General features: G+C 65.8%; 15 protein-coding genes. All 15 read right to left on the minus strand.

Annotation, left to right across the window (positions count from 1 at the left end; translation table 11 throughout):
* Positions 1–20 precede the first annotated feature (20 nt).
* The 15 genes from QM590_RS18295 to ftsH all read right to left on the minus strand — a co-directional run bounded on the left by QM590_RS18295 (position 21) and on the right by ftsH (position 16,110).
* A complete protein-coding gene (locus tag QM590_RS18295) occupies positions 21–2,561 on the minus strand; it encodes an ATP-dependent Clp protease ATP-binding subunit (protein WP_094640916.1) in 2,541 nt (846 codons plus the stop codon).
* Between the two features lie 275 nt (positions 2,562–2,836).
* Positions 2,837–4,360 carry a lysine--tRNA ligase gene (gene lysS / locus QM590_RS18300; RefSeq protein ID WP_269595898.1) on the minus strand — a complete coding sequence of 508 codons (1,524 nt, stop codon included), beginning with the start codon at positions 4,358–4,360 and terminating at the stop codon, positions 2,837–2,839.
* Positions 4,361–4,396: 36 nt separating this feature from the next.
* Entirely contained in the window at positions 4,397–4,819 is a 423-nt protein-coding gene (locus tag QM590_RS18305) for a rhodanese-like domain-containing protein (RefSeq protein ID WP_149406462.1), read from the minus strand.
* Between the two features lie 11 nt (positions 4,820–4,830).
* Positions 4,831–5,400 (minus strand): cysteine dioxygenase, encoded by a 570-nt coding sequence (locus tag QM590_RS18310; RefSeq protein ID WP_269595899.1) that lies wholly within the window; start codon positions 5,398–5,400, stop codon positions 4,831–4,833.
* Positions 5,401–5,537: 137 nt separating this feature from the next.
* Positions 5,538–6,338, minus strand: a complete 801-nt coding sequence (locus QM590_RS18315) for a type III pantothenate kinase (RefSeq protein WP_269595900.1) — start codon at positions 6,336–6,338, stop codon at positions 5,538–5,540.
* A 4-nt stretch (positions 6,339–6,342) separates the two neighbouring features.
* On the minus strand, positions 6,343–6,774 hold the full coding sequence (panD, locus tag QM590_RS18320) for an aspartate 1-decarboxylase (RefSeq protein ID WP_068053679.1): 432 nt from the start codon (positions 6,772–6,774) through the stop codon (positions 6,343–6,345).
* Positions 6,775–6,783: 9 nt separating this feature from the next.
* Complete coding sequence (gene panC, locus QM590_RS18325; RefSeq protein ID WP_269595901.1) at positions 6,784–7,686, minus strand: pantoate--beta-alanine ligase; 903 nt, start codon at positions 7,684–7,686, stop codon at positions 6,784–6,786.
* Positions 7,683–8,594 (minus strand): Rossmann-like and DUF2520 domain-containing protein, encoded by a 912-nt coding sequence (locus QM590_RS18330; protein WP_149406459.1) that lies wholly within the window; start codon positions 8,592–8,594, stop codon positions 7,683–7,685. The genes panC and QM590_RS18330 overlap by 4 nt, the downstream gene beginning before the upstream one ends.
* Before the next feature lie 114 nt (positions 8,595–8,708).
* Positions 8,709–10,034, minus strand: a complete 1,326-nt coding sequence (locus QM590_RS18335) for a DUF6779 domain-containing protein (RefSeq protein WP_269595902.1) — start codon at positions 10,032–10,034, stop codon at positions 8,709–8,711.
* Positions 10,035–10,124: 90 nt separating this feature from the next.
* Positions 10,125–10,595, minus strand: a complete 471-nt coding sequence (locus tag QM590_RS18340; protein WP_149406707.1) for a DUF3180 domain-containing protein — start codon at positions 10,593–10,595, stop codon at positions 10,125–10,127.
* Positions 10,592–11,134, minus strand: coding sequence for a 2-amino-4-hydroxy-6-hydroxymethyldihydropteridine diphosphokinase (folK, locus tag QM590_RS18345; RefSeq protein WP_269595903.1), 543 nt, complete (start codon positions 11,132–11,134; stop codon positions 10,592–10,594). Before folK ends, QM590_RS18340 begins: the two co-directional genes overlap by 4 nt.
* Complete coding sequence (gene folB, locus QM590_RS18350; protein WP_068053664.1) at positions 11,131–11,535, minus strand: dihydroneopterin aldolase; 405 nt, start codon at positions 11,533–11,535, stop codon at positions 11,131–11,133. Before folB ends, folK begins: the two co-directional genes overlap by 4 nt.
* Complete coding sequence (folP, locus tag QM590_RS18355) at positions 11,532–12,380, minus strand: dihydropteroate synthase (RefSeq protein WP_269595904.1); 849 nt, start codon at positions 12,378–12,380, stop codon at positions 11,532–11,534. The genes folB and folP overlap by 4 nt, the downstream gene beginning before the upstream one ends.
* Before the next feature lie 19 nt (positions 12,381–12,399).
* Positions 12,400–12,999, minus strand: coding sequence for a GTP cyclohydrolase I FolE (folE, locus tag QM590_RS18360; RefSeq protein WP_037195562.1), 600 nt, complete (start codon positions 12,997–12,999; stop codon positions 12,400–12,402).
* Positions 13,000–13,218: 219 nt separating this feature from the next.
* Positions 13,219–16,110: an ATP-dependent zinc metalloprotease FtsH gene (ftsH, locus tag QM590_RS18365; protein WP_269595905.1), complete on the minus strand. Its 2,892-nt coding sequence runs from the start codon at positions 16,108–16,110 to the stop codon at positions 13,219–13,221.
* Positions 16,111–16,387 lie beyond the last annotated feature (277 nt).

Here is a 16,387-nt window from a genome sequence, read left to right on the forward strand (position 1 = left end):
TTGGTTGGGATTGGTGAAACTTACTCGCTGTCGCTGTCTCCGGTAGCCTTGGCCAGGTCGACCGGGACCTCGTCGGGGACGATGATGGCTTTCTTCTCGCCGCGGAACGTGAACTTCGCGTCCTCGCCTGCGCCTTCGCCGTCCCAGTTCTCGACGTCGACCAGGATGATCTGGCCGGCTTCGATCTCGCCGAAGAGGATCTTCTCCGACAACGCGTCCTCGATCTCGCGCTGGATGGTGCGACGCAGTGGCCGCGCACCCAGGACGGGGTCGAATCCGCGCTTGGCCAGCAACGACTTGGCCTTCTCGGTGACCTCGATCGCCATGTCCTTGTTCTTGAGCGCACCTTCGACACGGTTGAGCATGAGATCGACCATCTGGATGATCTCGTCTCGCGTGAGCTGGTGGAACACGACGATGTCGTCGATACGGTTCAGGAACTCGGGGCGGAAATGCTTCTTCAGCTCGTCGTTGACCTTGAGCTTCATCCGCTCGTAGTTCGAGCCGGTGCCTTCACCCGAGGAGAAGCCGAGGCCCACTGCCTTCGAGATGTCTGCGGTACCGAGGTTCGAGGTGAAGATCAGCACGGTGTTCTTGAAGTCGACCGTGCGTCCCTGTCCGTCGGTCAAACGACCGTCTTCCAGGACCTGGAGCAGCGTGTTGTAGATCTCCGAGTGGGCCTTCTCGATCTCGTCGAAGAGCACGACGGAGAACGGCTTGCGGCGGACCTTCTCGGTGAGCTGGCCACCCTCTTCGTAGCCGACGTATCCGGGAGGAGCACCGAACAGACGCGACGCGGTGAAGCGGTCGTGGAACTCGCCCATGTCGATCTGGATCAGTGCATCGTCCTCGCCGAAGAGGAAGTTCGCGAGAGCCTTCGACAGCTCGGTCTTACCGACACCGGACGGGCCGGCGAAGATGAACGAGCCCGACGGACGCTTCGGGTCCTTCAGACCTGCACGGGTACGACGGATCGCCTTGGAGACGGCCTTGACTGCCTCGACCTGGCCGATGATCCGCTTGTGCAGCTCGTCTTCCATGCGAAGCAGACGAGTGGTCTCCTCCTCGGTGAGCTTGAAGACGGGGATGCCGGTCCAGTTGCCCAGAACCTCGGCGATCTGCTCGTCGTCCACCTCGGCAATGACGTCGAGGTCGCCCGAGCGCCACTGCTTCTCGCGCTCGGCACGCTGACCGACGAGGGTCTTCTCCTTGTCGCGCAGGTTCGCAGCCTTCTCGAAGTCCTGTGCGTCGATGGCCGATTCCTTCTCCCGGCGTGCGTCGGCGATCTTGTCGTCGAACTCACGCAGGTCTGGCGGCGCGGTCATCCGGCGGATGCGCATCCGCGCGCCCGCCTCGTCGATGAGGTCGATTGCCTTGTCGGGCAGGAACCGATCGTTGATGTACCGGTCGGCCAACGTGGCGGCCGCGACGAGGGCACCGTCGGTGATCGAGACGCGGTGGTGCGCCTCGTAGCGATCGCGCAGACCCTTGAGGATCTCGATCGTGTGCTCGACGGTCGGCTCGCCCACCTGGACGGGCTGGAAACGACGCTCGAGGGCGGCGTCCTTCTCGATGTACTTGCGGTACTCGTCGAGGGTGGTGGCACCGATGGTCTGCAGTTCGCCACGAGCCAGCTTCGGCTTGAGGATCGACGCTGCGTCGATGGCACCTTCGGCGGCACCTGCGCCGACGAGCGTGTGCAGCTCGTCGATGAACAGGATGATGTCGCCGCGGGTGTTGATCTCCTTGAGCACCTTCTTCAGGCGCTCCTCGAAGTCACCGCGGTAACGGCTGCCGGCCACGAGCGAGCCGAGGTCGAGGGTGTAGAGCTGCTTGTCCTTGAGCGTTTCGGGAACCTCGCCGTTGACGATGGCCTGCGCGAGGCCCTCGACGACTGCGGTCTTACCGACACCGGGCTCACCGATGAGGACGGGGTTGTTCTTGGTACGACGCGAGAGCACCTGCATGACGCGCTCGATTTCCTTCGCGCGACCGATGACCGGGTCGAGCTTGCCCTCGAGCGCGGCCTGCGTCAGGTTGCGACCGAACTGGTCGAGGACCAGCGACGTCGACGGGGTGCCCGCCTCGCCGCGGCCACTGCCGGACTCGCTGGGCTCCTTGCCCTGGTAGCCCGAGAGCAGCTGGATGACCTGCTGGCGCACGCGGTTGAGGTCGGCTCCGAGCTTGACCAGGACCTGAGCTGCGACGCCTTCGCCTTCGCGGATCAGTCCCAGCAGAATGTGCTCGGTGCCGATGTAGTTGTGGCCGAGCTGCAGTGCTTCACGCAGGCTGAGCTCGAGTACTTTCTTGGCGCGCGGGGTGAACGGAATGTGACCGGACGGAGCCTGCTGGCCCTGGCCGATGATTTCCTCTACCTGGCTGCGTACTCCTTCGAGGGAGATGCCCAGCGACTCGAGAGACTTGGCTGCGACGCCTTCGCCCTCGTGGATGAGGCCGAGCAGAATGTGCTCCGTGCCGATGTAGTTGTGGTTGAGCATCCGGGCTTCTTCTTGAGCCAGGACGACAACACGCCGCGCGCGATCGGTGAACCTCTCGAACATCGCTCTCCCTCACTTCTTGGCGGGTGGTTGCTCGCCCGCCAGTTCTTCTAGCGCTGCAGTGTCCATAACACTGCGGTCGCTTGTGCATTCGAAGGTAAGACTGCTTCTCACTGTAGTTGGCCGACGTTACGAACGCCGACCCTCCACCCCTGAAATGCTGCGCAACCGCCCACTCGAACGGACTTCCGTGGCTGCTTACTGTTCATAACGCAGGCACTATGCAAAACGTTTCCCATCGGCTGTCCGCTGCTGGCGAACAGTCCTTTACCGTCCGATCAGGTCTGGGACGGCTTGACGATCGGAAACAGGATCGTTTCGCGGATGCCGAGGCCGGTCAGCGCCATCAGCAAACGGTCGATGCCCATGCCGGTTCCGGTGGTCGGCGGCATGCCCTGCTCCATCGCGGCGAGGAAGTCCTCGTCGAGCACCATGGCCTCGTCGTCGCCGGCGGCGGCCTGACGCGCCTGATCCTCGAAACGCTCGCGCTGAATGATCGGATCGACCAGCTCGGAGTAGCCGGTGGCCAGCTCGAACCCACGGACGTACAGGTCCCACTTCTCGGTGACGCCGGGCTTGCTGCGGTGCTGACGCGTCAGCGGGGACGTCTCGACCGGGAAATCGCGGACGAACGTGGGCTCGGTCAACGCGTCGCCCACCTGGTGTTCCCACAGCTCCTCGACGAGCTTGCCGTGGCCGTAGATCGGGACGCCGTCCTTGCGCGGCACCTCGACGCCCACCTTGTCGGCGATCGCGAGCAGTTCGTCGACGGTGGTGTCGGGAGTGACGTCGAATCCGAGCGATTCCGACAGCGACGGGTACATCTCGAGCGTCTCCCAGTCGCCGCCGAGGTCGTAGGTGGTGCCGTCGGGCAGCGTCACGACCGTGGATCCGAGGGCGGCCATGGCCACTTCCTGGACCAGCTCACGGGTCATCTTCGCCGAATCGTCGTACGTGCCGTAGGCCTCGTACGTCTCGAGCATCGCGAATTCCGGCGAGTGGGAGGAGTCGGCACCTTCGTTGCGGAAGTTGCGGTTGATCTCGAAGACCTTCTCGATGCCGCCGACGACGCAGCGCTTGAGGAACAGCTCCGGTGCGATGCGGAGGTAGAGGTCGGTGTCCATCGCGTTCGAGTGGGTGACGAACGGTCGGGCAGCCGCGCCGCCGTGCAGCGTCTGCAGCATCGGCGTCTCGACCTCGAGAAAGCCACGACGTTCGAGTGCGTTGCGCAGTTCACGAACGACGGCGATGCGCTTGCGGGCGGTCACTCGTGAGACCGGGTTGGTGATCAGGTCCAGGTAACGCTGCCGGATGCGCGTCTCCTCGTTGAGCTCCTTGTGCGCGACGGGCAACGGCCGCAACGACTTCGACGCGATCTGCCAGGCGTCGGCCATGACGGACAGCTCGCCGCGACGGGAGCTGATGACCTCGCCGTGCACGAAGACGAAGTCCCCGAGATCGACATCGGACTTCCACTGCGCCAGAGCGTCCTCGCCGACGCCGGCCAGGCTGATCATCGCCTGCAGTTGAGTGCCGTCACCCTCCTGCAGCGTCGCGAAGCACAGCTTGCCGGTGTTGCGCACGAAGATGACGCGGCCGACGACTCCGACGATCAAGCCGGTCGTCGTATCGGGTTCGAGCTCGGGGAATTCGGTTCGGATCTCGAGCAGCGAATGGGTCCGCGGAACCGATACCGGGTACGCCTCGACCCCGCGCTCGAGCAACGAAGCGCGCTTGGCGCGACGAATCCGTAGCTGCTCCGGGGTGTCGTCGGCCGGCTGGGTAGAAGCTGTATCACTCACGCGCAGACACTTTACAGTCCAGGACTGTCAGGACGATCAGTGCGCTGCGACGGCCTCGGCTTCACGAACGCAGTGCTTGGCCTGCGTCAACACCCCGAGCAATCCAGCCGTTTTCAGGGCCTGGTAGCCGCCGACCAGATCGGTGGCCTTGTGCAGACCCAGCAGCTTGAGCGACGCGGCCGCGAGCGAGGAGGTGTAGCCCTCCGAGCAGATGACGACCCACTCCACGTCGTGATCGACGGCGATCGCCAGGCGCGCATCGCTCGTCGGGTCCAGACGCCATTCGAGGACGTTGCGTTCGATCGCGAGCGCTCCGGGCAGGGTCCCCTCGACGGCGCGCTGCGCCTGCGGGCGGATGTCGACGACGACGGCTCCGCGGGCGACGGCGTCGCGCAGCTCGAAGACGGTCATGCGATCGATGGTCTCGCGCGCGGATTCGAGCATTTCGACGATGGTCATGGTCTGGATGGTCACAGCGTGGCCTTTTCGGGTGCGTCGGTGAGCTCGCTGCGGGTACGACGCAGCGTGGACCGTTCGGTCACTTCGTAGTAGGACATCGCCGTCAGCGGCGGCGAGTAGGCGTGCACGCTGAGGGTGGGCCCGGTCGTAGCCGACGTCGGATCGTGCATCACGTCGTGCACCCACCCGAGCGGGAACGACGCCTGATCACCGGCGTCGAGACGACGCTGCTTCAGTCCTGTTCCAGCCCAACGATATTCGAGTAGCGAGCCACTCAGAACGGTCAGCGCGCCGAGCGAGCCCGCATGGTCGTGCAGTTCGGTGGAACGATCGGGAACCCAACTGATCAGCCAGACGTCGAGATCGTCGTCGGAATGCAGCCTGGCGGCCCAGCGCTCGTCGGTCGGCCAGCGGCCGCCATCGGGAAGCAGGTGGTCGAAGCGGCCCTCGAGGACGTCGGATGCGCCCTGGTCGGTGATGCGCAGCAGGTCGGGTGGACGCAACCGAGTCGGCAGCGTCGAGACCGAACGCGAGGACAATCGGGTACGGGAGGGTGCAGAAATTACAGGTGTGGAAAGCATGAAGCTCTACTCCAGGGGTGTGTTACGAACGAGGCAGGGTTCAGCCTCGACAACACTCCTGGGTGGCCATGCACGTCATCACGCCGACGATTCTGACACACGACCGCCCGATGCGCTACCCCACACCACCGAAACACTCAGCGCGGACGTCGTTTTGCCATGTTGCGTTCGTAGACCAAGCGGAGCCCCTCGAGGGTCAGGTCGGGTTCGTGGTGCTCGATGGTGGTCGACTCGGGCAGGATCAGCGCGGCGATGTCGCCGGTGCCGATGATCGCGACATCCGTTCCGGTCACCTCGGGAACCTCGCGTCGAATTCGCCCGACGAGGCCGTCCACCAGTCCCGCGAACCCGAAGATGGTGCCCGACTGGATGCATTCGACGGTGTTCTTGCCCAGCACCGAACGAGGCCGAACCATCTCCACCTCGCGCAACGTGGCCGTGCGAGTCGACATGGCCGACGCCGACATCTCCAGTCCGGGAGCGATGGCACCGCCCAGGAATTCGCCCTTGGCCGAGACGACGTCGACGCAGGTGGTGGTACCGAAGTCCACCACGATGCATGCCGAGCCGTACAGGTCGTGTGCGGCAAGGGTATTGACGATGCGATCGGCACCGACCTCTTTGGGGTTGTCGACCAGCAACGGCACGCCGGTCCGCACACCGGGTTCGACCATCACGTGCACCACATGGTCCCAGTAGCGCGCGAGCATCGTCCGCATCTCCCGCAGCACCGACGGCACGGTGGACAGCGCAGTGACTCCGGTGATCCGTTCGGCGTCCTCACCCAGCAGACCGCGCAACATCAGAGCCAGCTCGTCGGCCGTCACATGCGGGTCGGTTCGAATGCGCCAGTCCCGCAGCAGCTTCGAGTGGTCACCGGTGCCGGTGAACAGACCGACCACGGTGCTGGTGTTGCGCACATCGATCGCGAGGAGCATCGAATCAGACCAGCACGGAATCGGCCCGCAGATCGCGCGGCGTGATCAGACCCGAGCCCGCAGGCGCATGGGCCGGGTCGCTGCCGAGTTCGACCGGACGGTTCTTCTCGTCGACGAACACCACCCGCGGCGCATAGTCGGCAACCTCCTGCTCGTTCATCACCCCGTAGGCGATCAGAATGACCAGATCGCCCGGGTTCACCAGATGCGCTGCGGCTCCGTTGATTCCGATGACACCGCTGCCGCGCTGGCCGGTGATGACGTAGGTTTCCAAACGAGCACCGTTGTCGATGTCGACGATGGTGACCTGCTCGCCTTCGAGCAGATCGGCTGCCTCCATCAGATCCTGGTCGACGGTCACCGAGCCCACGTAATGCAGATCTGCATGCGTGACGGTGGCGCGATGGATCTTGGACTTCATCATCGTTCGAAACATGCTGTGCCCTCAGCTCTTCGGGTCGTCGGGGTACTCGAGGAAACCGGTGCCGACGGCGACACCGACGTTGTCGATCAATCTCGTGGTGCCCACCTTGGCGGCCACGAGCAGTCTTCCGTCTCCACGTTCGGGAGCGGGGCCGAGATGCGGGTCGCGTACCTCCAGGTAGTCGACCTGCACCAGCGGTGCCTCGTCGAGGACGGCACGCGCGGTGGCGATGATGGCCTCGGGACCGCCCGCCGCAGCGTGCGCCCCGGCCACCAGCGCGGCCGACAATGCCATCGCCGCGTCGCGCTGCTCGGCATCGAGATATCGGTTACGCGAGGACAGTGCGAGGCCGTCCTGCTCGCGAACCGTCGGCACCCCGATGACCGCGACGTCGAAGTTCAGATCGCGCACCATCTGTCGGATCAACGTCAGTTGCTGGTAGTCCTTCTCCCCGAAGTACGCGCGATGGGGAGCCGCGATCTGCAGCAGCTTGGCCACGACGGTGAGCATTCCGGCGAAATGCGTTGGTCTGCTGCGTCCTTCGAGTTCAGCGCCGAGCGGTCCGGGATTGACCGTGGTGCGCGGACCTGACGGATACATGTCCGAAGCCGACGGCGCGAAGACCAGTTCGACGCCCTCCGCACGCAGCAGCGCGACATCGGCGTCGAGAGTCCGTGGGTAGGAATCGAGGTCCTCACCCACACCGAACTGCAACGGGTTGACGAAGATCGACACGATCACCACGGCACCGGTGAGCTTGGCCTGCCGCACCAACTGCAGGTGCCCGGCGTGCAGCGCGCCCATCGTCGGGACCAGAGCAACCTGCTTCCCGACGCCTCGCAGCGCTTTCGACACCGACGTGATCACCGCGGGATCGTGGTGAACCGTCAACTGTCCCTTGGTGTAGCTGCCCGCGAGGGTCATCGATTCCCTTCCAGAAGTTCGATCAGGTCTGCCTTGGCACCGATGCGCTGCGCCGAGCGCAACGACAGGGCGCGGTATCCGGCTGCGATCCGCGCATCCACGGATTCGAGTACGTCGAGATGCTTGCCGACTGCAGCGGTGTCGCCGCGAGCCACCGGTCCGGTGAGCGCCGACTGGCCGTTGCGCAACGCGTTGTCCAGCGCAGCTTCGAGCAGTGGAGCCAGAACCCGCTCGGGTACACCACGTTCGGAGTCCGAACCGGGAAAACCTGGTCCCGCCAAGGCAACCCGGAGCGCTTCGACCGCGTCGACCACCAGAGTGACGAGGTGATTGCTGCCATGAGCGAGCGCGGCGTGGTAGAGCGCTCGGTTGTTCTCGGGCACGTGCACCGGCTCGCCGCCGATCTCGAGGACGAGAGCCTGCGCCACCGCATAGCCGATCTCGTCGCCTGCAGTGATGCCGAAACACGCCGCCGTCATCCGGTCGGTGTCCTCGACTCCGCCGCTGAACGTCATCGCCGGATGGATGGCCAACGGCACGGCACCGAGGGCAGCCAGGGGCTCGAGCACCGAAATCCCGTTCGCGCCGGAGGTGTGCACCACCAACTTTCCCGGTGCAACCGCCCCGGTGGACGCCAGGCCCGCGACGATCGACGCCAACTCGCTGTCCGGTACGGCCAGAACGAGCAGCTCTGCGCGACGAGCAACCTCGTCGACGGGCAGAACCTGGGACTCGGGAAGTCGCTCACGCACTCGCGCGAGGGACGCATCGGACACCGCGGCAGCACCGACGACGACATGCCCGACGCGTTCGAGCGCCTCACCGAATGCGGTACCGACCCGTCCCGCCGAGACGACACCAACCGTCAGGCGAGCCGGCGACAGACCACCGGTGCCGGAAAAGGTCACCGAAAAATTCCTCTCGTTCGTTCCAGTCCCGCTCGGCGGGTACCAGACGTCCTGCACGGAACAATAGCGACCGCGACCACTCGCAGGCCATGGGAGAGCTGTGTGATCTGGTTCTCAGTCTGCGCGACGACGACGGCGACGTGTACCCGGATCGGTCACGGCCGCATCACCGGACCCACCGCCTTGCAGACCGGCCATGATCTCGGCAACCGATCGACCGTTCGAGTGTGCGCCCGACGCGTCCTCGTCGTCGGCCGATTCCGCGCGCCTACGACCTCGCCGGGACGAGACGGCAGTGTCCTCGGCCGGTGTCTCGTAGTCCTGATCGGCCGTGAAGAACGCGTCGGCCGATTCACGCAACGAGGCGCGCGAGGCAGAGAAGGCGTCGTCGCTCGGTTCCGCTGCAGGCTCGGTCTCGTACTGCTGGGCCGGCTCCGCGGCAAACGACTGCGTGGAAAACGACTCCGTGGAATACGAACCGGCCGCATCGACGTCCGCGTGTCCGGTCTCGTACGTCTCTTCCTCGACCTGTGGCTCGGGCTCCGCCGCCGGTTCCGGCTCGGCAACGGGTCGACGCGTCTGCTCGAAGTCGTATGCGGTGAAAGGCGAGCTGGGCGGAGTGACGCGCCCCGCAGGCCTCGGTGCGCCGTAAGGACGTGCCTGCGCCCCGGTTCGCTCGAACGAGTCCGCATCGGAGGACTCGGTGTCGTAGCTCGTTTCCGCGAACGAATCCTCGGCGTACCGATCCTGATCCGCTTCGGCGGCCGCCGCCGGTGCGGAGGCTGTGGCCTGCGGCATCTCGTCCGGATCCTCGGGGTACACCACCGAGGTCTCGGCCGTGACCGGCTCGTCGTAGGGCGTTCCGACACCGTTGAGGCCGGTTCCCGGTGCCATCGCACCGTTGCCGTTCCCGCGACCGGGGACGTACAGGCCGGACGGCGCAGGCTGGTAGCTGTCGTATCCGCGTCCGCCGAGTTCTTGCATCCTCATCGCTTCGGCCCGCAGTGCGACACGTTCGGTGGGCAGATTGCCGTCGAAGAGCACCTGGAGATTCTGGCGAAGGGCAGCGAGTTCGTTGCGCAGAGCTGCGACCTCGTCGATCTCGAGCTGCGATTCGCCACGAACCCGCGCTTCGACGCTCATCTCGTACTCGCGTCGCGCCGAGATCTCCCGAGCCAACTGCAGCTCGTAGACCGTCTGCAGGTCCTTGGCCTTGGTTTGATCTGCGGCCGCCTCACGCCGGTACTTGGTCATCGCGAACGCACCGATCACCGCAGCCCACAGCGCCGAGAGAACACCGACTCTCATCCACTGCACGCTCTCGGTGAAGAGCAACAACACACTGGCGATGATGCCGAACACGACGAGCGCCGCGAGGAACAGCTGGCTCGCACTACGCCTCTTACGGCGTCCCTTCTTTGCGCGAGTCTGATCTGTCATGTCCACAAGGGTAACTGGCAAATCGTTCGCAAATAGTCATCCTCGACCGATCACTTACACAACCGCGGTAACAATCAAATGTTTCGGGGGTTACCGAGAACGCTCGTCGTCACGGTCTTTCGGGGCACGGCAGCACTGTTCGAGCCACACCGCGGCAGCGACGACGGCCAGTCCGGCCACGAGCGCAACGACGGCTCCGGCCCGATCCGAAGAGGCTGCCCGTATCGTCGCCGCACGCGGCAGCACGTACACCAGAAATCCGACGCACACGCCGACGACGGCAGTCCCCACCAGCATCGATGCCTTCGCCAACACCAACGCCCTGAACACCGTCAGCGGATGCAGATCGTGCAGACCGGTGCCCACCCGGTGCTCGGCGATGCGATTGCGCACGATCACCGCAGTCACCACTTGCACCACCGCCACCAGATACAACGACGCCCCGGCGTACACCGGAATCGGCGGCAACGAGCCGTAGAAGACCCGAACCAACAGCCACGTACCGATTGCGGCCACCAGGAAAAGACCCAAGACATCCCAGACCTTGGTGGGATTGGTCACCACGACCCATCACCGACACCGTCGTGCTCCACGGGTCGTTCCTGCAGGCTCCACTCCTGCTTCGTGACCCCGGCCCGCTCCTCCGGACTCAGTCGCGCGAGCAACTCGGACACCGAAATGTCGTCGTCGCCGACACGCAGGGTGGCGTCCGGTTCGACGTCCAGCCACGGCAGCAGTACGAACGCTCGTTCGTGCGCGCGCGGGTGCGGAAGGATCAAACGAGGGTCCTCGCTGATCGTGTTCTCGCACGTCACCACGTCGACGTCGAGGCTCCGTGGCCCCCACCGCTGTACTCGAACGCGATCGGCCGCCTCCTCCAGACGCTGACCGAAACGCAACCAATCCCAGGCGTCGAAGGCATCGTCCTCGACCACCACGACGGCATTGAGGAAGTCCTGCTGCTCGACGCCGCCCCAGGGAGCCGAACGGTACACCGGTGAGCAGGACACCAGGCGGGAGCCCAATCCGGTTGTGACAGAACGTAAGTGGGCGAGGGAGTCGCCGATGTTGCTGCCGATGGACAGCACCGCGCGGGTCACGCCCGCTCCCGGTACGCCACCACGGCAACGTCCCCGAACGTCAAAGGGATCGGGGCCGACGGCTTGTGCAGCACCACTTCCACCGCGTCGACGCGTGAGTCGTACGCCAACACGACCTCGGCGATCTCGGCCGAGACCGTCTCGATCAGGTCCCTGGACGGGCCCGCGACGACGGCCGCAGCGTGCTCGGCCAGTTCTCCGTAGTGCAGCGTTCGGGTCAGGTCGTCGGTCTCGGCCGCGGGCCGCAGGTCCATCCACACGGTGATGTCGACGACGAAGTCCTGCCCGTCTCGCTTCTCGAAGTCGAAGACGCCGTGATTGCCGCGCACCGTCAGGCCCCGCAGTTCGATGCGGTCGCCGCGACGCGTCCCCGCGCCGACGCGGCTGCTGATCTCGCTCATGCCCGATCACCCTGCCATGCCCGAACGACGGCGACCGCGTCGAGTGACGCCTGCACGTCGTGTACCCGGACACCCCATGCACCCGCAGCGACCGAGAGCGCCGACACCACGGCCGTGGCGATCTCTCGCCCGTCCGGCGGCCGCGGAGTACCGTCGTCGTCCGCCAACAGCGAGCCGAGAAAACGCTTCCTGGAAGCACCGACGAGTACTGGGAAGCCGGCCGACACCAAGTCCGGCAGGCCCCGCAGCAGTTGCCAGTTGTGCTCGGCGTTCTTGGCGAATCCGAGGCCGGGATCGAGCACGAGCATCGCCGTGTCCACGCCCGCGGCCACCGCGTGATCGACCTGTTCGAGCAGTTCACCGCGGACGTCGGCGACCACGTCGTCGTATCGATCGGCCGGTCCGGCGTGCCGATACTCGGATCCGGCGGCCCGCCAGTGCATCAGGATCCACGGCAATCCGCCGTCCGCAACGACCCCGGCCATGGCCGGATCCGCCCGACCACCCGAGACGTCGTTGACGATCGAGACCCCGGCATCGATCGCCGCCTCGGCGACCGAGGCACGCATGGTGTCGACGCTGGTGGTCACCCCTGCTGCGGCCAGCGCGGCGATGACCGGCACGATGCGCTGCGCCTCGAGCGTCGGGTCGATCCGGTCTGCTCCGGGACGCGTCGACTCGCCACCGACGTCGACGATGTCGACTCCGCGACGGTGCATCGCCAGTCCGTGTTCGACGGCGGCATCGACATCGAGGTACCTACCGCCGTCGGAGAACGAATCGGCGGTGACGTTGAGGACACCCATGACGACCGGTGCCGGGGGGATACTGCGCGCCGGGTTCATCGGGACTCGACCGGTCGCGTCATTTCCGCAGGATCAGGTCCAGAGCTTCCGAACGCGATGCCGCGCTGGACTGCAACAGACCCCGCACCGCCGACGTGGTGGTGCTGGCTCCCGGCTTGCGAATGCCGCGCATGGCCATGCACAGGTGCTCGGCCTCGATCACGACGATCGCACCGCGCGGGTCGAGCTTGCGCATCAACGCGTCGGCGATCTGGCTGGTCAGCCGTTCCTGAACCTGCGGGCGCTTGGCGTACATGTCCACCACGCGCGCGAGCTTCGACAGGCCGGTGACCTTGCCGCTCTTGCCCGGGATGTACCCGACGTGTGCGACGCCGTGGAACGAGACCAGGTGATGCTCGCACGTGGAGAACATGGGGATGTCGCGGACGAGCACCAGTTCCTGGTGCCCCTCGTCGAACGTCGTGTTCAGCGCCGTGTCAGGGTCGGTGTAGAGCCCGGCGAAGATTTCACGGTAGGAACGCGCCACGCGGGCCGGCGTGTCGAGCAGACCCGGACGGTCCGGATCCTCGCCGACGGCGATCAACAGCTCACGCACTGCGGCCTCGGCACGAGGCTGGTCGAAGACCGCACCGGTGGCGTAGGCCACTGTCTGTTCCACTGCCCGCTGCTGCGCTGCTGGGACTTCTGCCGAGTCGATTATCGACTCGTCGGTCCGGTTGACTGACACGAGAACGTACCTCCGGTTGGGCTCCGCGAATGTGACAGCTGGGCCGAACCGCACCTGTTCCTCACGGAGCAGCTGCGCCGACCTGCAGCACGGTTCGAACGACGGACTGGGCCGACCGAAACGGTCGACCCAGCCAGCCTAATGACCGACCTAGCGGTACGAACCGCCCGGCCCTTCCCAGCGTTGGGTGCGTGGACCTTCGTCGCCGTCGTCCTCTGCTCGCTCGTCTCGGCGCGAGTCCTCGGACGGGTTGTGCGAGGGACGATCGTCTCCGGGCAGCGGATAGCTCTGCGATGGAGTCGGAACCTCCCACGTGGGTGGCGACGCTTCGGCCGGTCCGGCATTGTCCTCGTGCTGGCCGTACGGGGGCTCGTGCCGAGAGGTACGACCCTGGTCCCGAGTGTCCGGCCGGAACGGATCCGGCTGATACTGCGGCGGCTGATATCCCGGCTGTTGATTCGTCGGCGGTTGGTTCGACGGCGCAGCGGTCGGCGGCTGGTACGCCTGCGGCTGCTGGTAGGTCGGGTGCTGTCGGTACGTCGGAGGCTGACCCTGCGGCGGCTCGTACCGATTCTGGTCCGATCCCGACTGCTCGCGGTTCGGCTGATCGTGAACCGGCGGCGTGGTCGGTCCCTGGTACCGGGGAACCGCAGGCTGGTCGCGCGGGGGCCAACCCGGAGCCGACCATCCGGCCGGGGCACCGTAATCGGGACGCGAGCCCTGGCCGGGGCCGCTCGAGCGAGGTTCCTGCCGACGCTGGCCTTCGGAGTATCCGCCCCCGTTGGGAGCGCCTCCGTTGGTCGGGCCGCCGTAACCACCGTTGTAGCCACCGCCGTTGTATCCGCCGGGTGCGGGGGCGCTGCGTCGGCCACCGCCGGTGTTCGGCGCATCGACGTCCCCGGTGCTCGGTGATCCGTTGACCGGGCCACCGTTGGTCGGAGCACCGTTCGACGGGGTGCCGTTGGTGGGCACGCCGTTGGTCGGTCCGCCGTTGTATCCGTTGCTTCCGTTCGGGTAACCACCCTTGGTCAGCTGCGGAGAACCGGCGTAGCTGGGCTGCGGAAACTGTTGCGGCGGAAGCTGCTTCGGGGCCGGCGGTACCGGAGGCCACGGCTCGCCGCGCTCGGCGGCGAGTTCGCGGGGCGTCTTGACCGGTGGCTTGTCCGAGGGCTTGCGATCACCGAAGTCGTTGAACAGGGTGATGCGCGGACGCTTGGTGACGCTGTGGAAGATCTTCTCGAGGTCCTTGCGGGTGAGCGTCTCACGTTCGAGCAGCTCCGAGGCAAGGGTGTCGAGCAGGTCGCGGTACTCGTTGAGGATGGCCCACGCCTCGGTGTGCGCCGCCTCGATGAGTTTGCGCACCTCCTCGTCGATCTCGCGGGCGACCTCGTGCGAGAAGTCGGACTGCTGGCCCATCGAACGGCCGAGGAACGGATCGCCCTGTTCCTGCCCGTACCGAACGGCTCCGAGCTTGCTGCTCATGCCGTACTCGGTGACCATCGCGCGGGCGATCTTGGTCGCCTGGTCGATGTCCGAGGACGCACCGGTTGTCGGCTCGTGGAAGACGAGCTCCTCCGCTGCGCGGCCACCCATGGCCATGACGAGTCGAGCGATCATCTCCGACCGCGTCATCAGGCCCTTGTCGTCCTCGGGCACCGTCATCGCGTGGCCGCCGGTGCGACCGCGAGCAAGGATGGTGACCTTGTAGACGGGCTCGATATCGGGCATCGCCCACGCGGCGAGAGTGTGACCACCCTCGTGGTACGCGGTGATCTTGCGCTCGTGCTCGCTGATGATGCGGCTCTTGCGGCGCGGGCCACCGACGACGCGGTCGACCGACTCCTCGAGCGACGCCTCGGTGATGACGGTGCCGTTCTCGCGAGCGGTGAGCAGTGCTGCTTCGTTGATGACGTTGGCCAGGTCGGCACCGGACATCCCGACGGTTCGCTTGGCGAGACCTTCGAGGTCGGCGTCCTGAGCAACGGGCTTGCCTGCCGAGTGCACCTTCAGGATTGCTCGACGGCCGGCCAGGTCGGGGGCACCGACCGGGATCTGGCGGTCGAAGCGGCCCGGACGCAGCAGGGCGGGGTCGAGGATGTCGGGGCGGTTGGTGGCGGCGATGAGGATGACGCCGGTGCGCTCACCGAAGCCGTCCATCTCGACGAGCAGCTGGTTGAGTGTCTGCTCGCGCTCGTCGTGGCCGCCGCCCATGCCCGCGCCGCGCTGGCGACCGACGGCGTCGATCTCGTCGACGAAGATGATGCAGGGGCTGTTCTGCTTGGCCTGCTCGAAGAGGTCGCGCACACGGGATGCACCGACGCCGACGAACATCTCGACGAAGTCCGAGCCGGAGATGGTGAAGAACGGGACGCCGGCCTCGCCTGCGACGGCGCGCGCGAGCAGCGTCTTGCCGGTTCCGGGAGGGCCGTACAGCAGCACGCCGCGCGGAATCTTGGCACCGAGCGCCTGGTAGCGCGCCGGGTTCTGCAGGAAGTCCTTGATCTCGTAGAGCTCTTCGACGGCCTCGTCCGCGCCTGCGACATCGGCGAACGTGGTCTTGGGCATGTCTTTCGTCAGCTGCTTGGCCTTGGACTTGCCGAAGCCCATGACCCCGCCGCGGCCGCCACCCTGCATGCGGCTCATGACGAAGATGATCACGCCGAGGATCAGCACCATCGGAAGAATCAGCAGCAGGAACGAGCTGAACCAGCTCTCCTGGGTGACGGTGGTGTTGTAGCTCGCCAGGCCCTGCGAGTCGACCTTGTCGAAGATCTGCTCCGACGCCGAGTCCGGGTACTTGGCGATGATCTGCGTCTCGTTGTCGGTGGCGTCCGACGCCTCCCGCAGAGTCAGCCGGATCTGCTGCTCGCGGTCGTCGATCTGCGCGGACTCGACATTGCGATCGTCGAGCTGGGCGATCGCCACCGAGGTGTCGACCGTCTTCCAGTCCCGCGTGTCGTTACCGAAGTAACTGAAGGCATAGATCACCAACAGAATGCCGAAAACGATGGCAAGATTTCGTATTACTGTCTTCCGATTCATACAGCTTCAGCCGAGTCGGCCGTGTCCTTTCAGTCCGCTCCCGCGCGCTGGCTGCTCCCTGCCCGCCGGATACTCCAGGCTAGCGCGAGACTCGGACATCTGACTCGCTCATACCTGGCGCTGTGCGTCCACGCACCTGTTTGCGTCGACGCTTCTTCCCCTCCAACGACTGCACTCCCCCGGCAGTTCCCCACCTGTCGGGCACACTATCCGCATCGATGGACCCTTGCACACGTCTCGGCGCGGCAATGGTCCATTCACGCGAACGGGGTGGACC

This window comes from Rhodococcus sp. IEGM 1372, assembly GCF_030056835.1.
In the GTDB taxonomy this organism is placed as follows: Bacteria; Actinomycetota; Actinomycetes; order Mycobacteriales; family Mycobacteriaceae; genus Rhodococcoides.

Excerpts from the sequence above, each read along its gene's own strand:
- QM590_RS18310 (WP_269595899.1), bottom strand. The coding sequence starts at position 5,400 with ATGCTTTCCACACCTGTAATTTCTGCACCCTCCCGTACCCGATTGTCC.
- QM590_RS18315 (WP_269595900.1), bottom strand. The coding sequence starts at position 6,338 with ATGCTCCTCGCGATCGATGTGCGCAACACCAGCACCGTGGTCGGTCTG.
- ftsH (WP_269595905.1), bottom strand. The coding sequence starts at position 16,110 with ATGAATCGGAAGACAGTAATACGAAATCTTGCCATCGTTTTCGGCATT.
- QM590_RS18305 (WP_149406462.1), bottom strand. The coding sequence starts at position 4,819 with ATGACCATCGTCGAAATGCTCGAATCCGCGCGCGAGACCATCGATCGC.
- folB (WP_068053664.1), bottom strand. The coding sequence starts at position 11,535 with ATGAGCGAGATCAGCAGCCGCGTCGGCGCGGGGACGCGTCGCGGCGAC.
- QM590_RS18335 (WP_269595902.1), bottom strand. The coding sequence starts at position 10,034 with ATGACAGATCAGACTCGCGCAAAGAAGGGACGCCGTAAGAGGCGTAGT.
- panD (WP_068053679.1), bottom strand. The coding sequence starts at position 6,774 with ATGTTTCGAACGATGATGAAGTCCAAGATCCATCGCGCCACCGTCACG.
- panC (WP_269595901.1), bottom strand. The coding sequence starts at position 7,686 with ATGACCCTCGCGGGCAGCTACACCAAGGGACAGTTGACGGTTCACCAC.
- QM590_RS18295 (WP_094640916.1), bottom strand. The coding sequence starts at position 2,561 with ATGTTCGAGAGGTTCACCGATCGCGCGCGGCGTGTTGTCGTCCTGGCT.
- folP (WP_269595904.1), bottom strand. The coding sequence starts at position 12,380 with ATGAACCCGGCGCGCAGTATCCCCCCGGCACCGGTCGTCATGGGTGTC.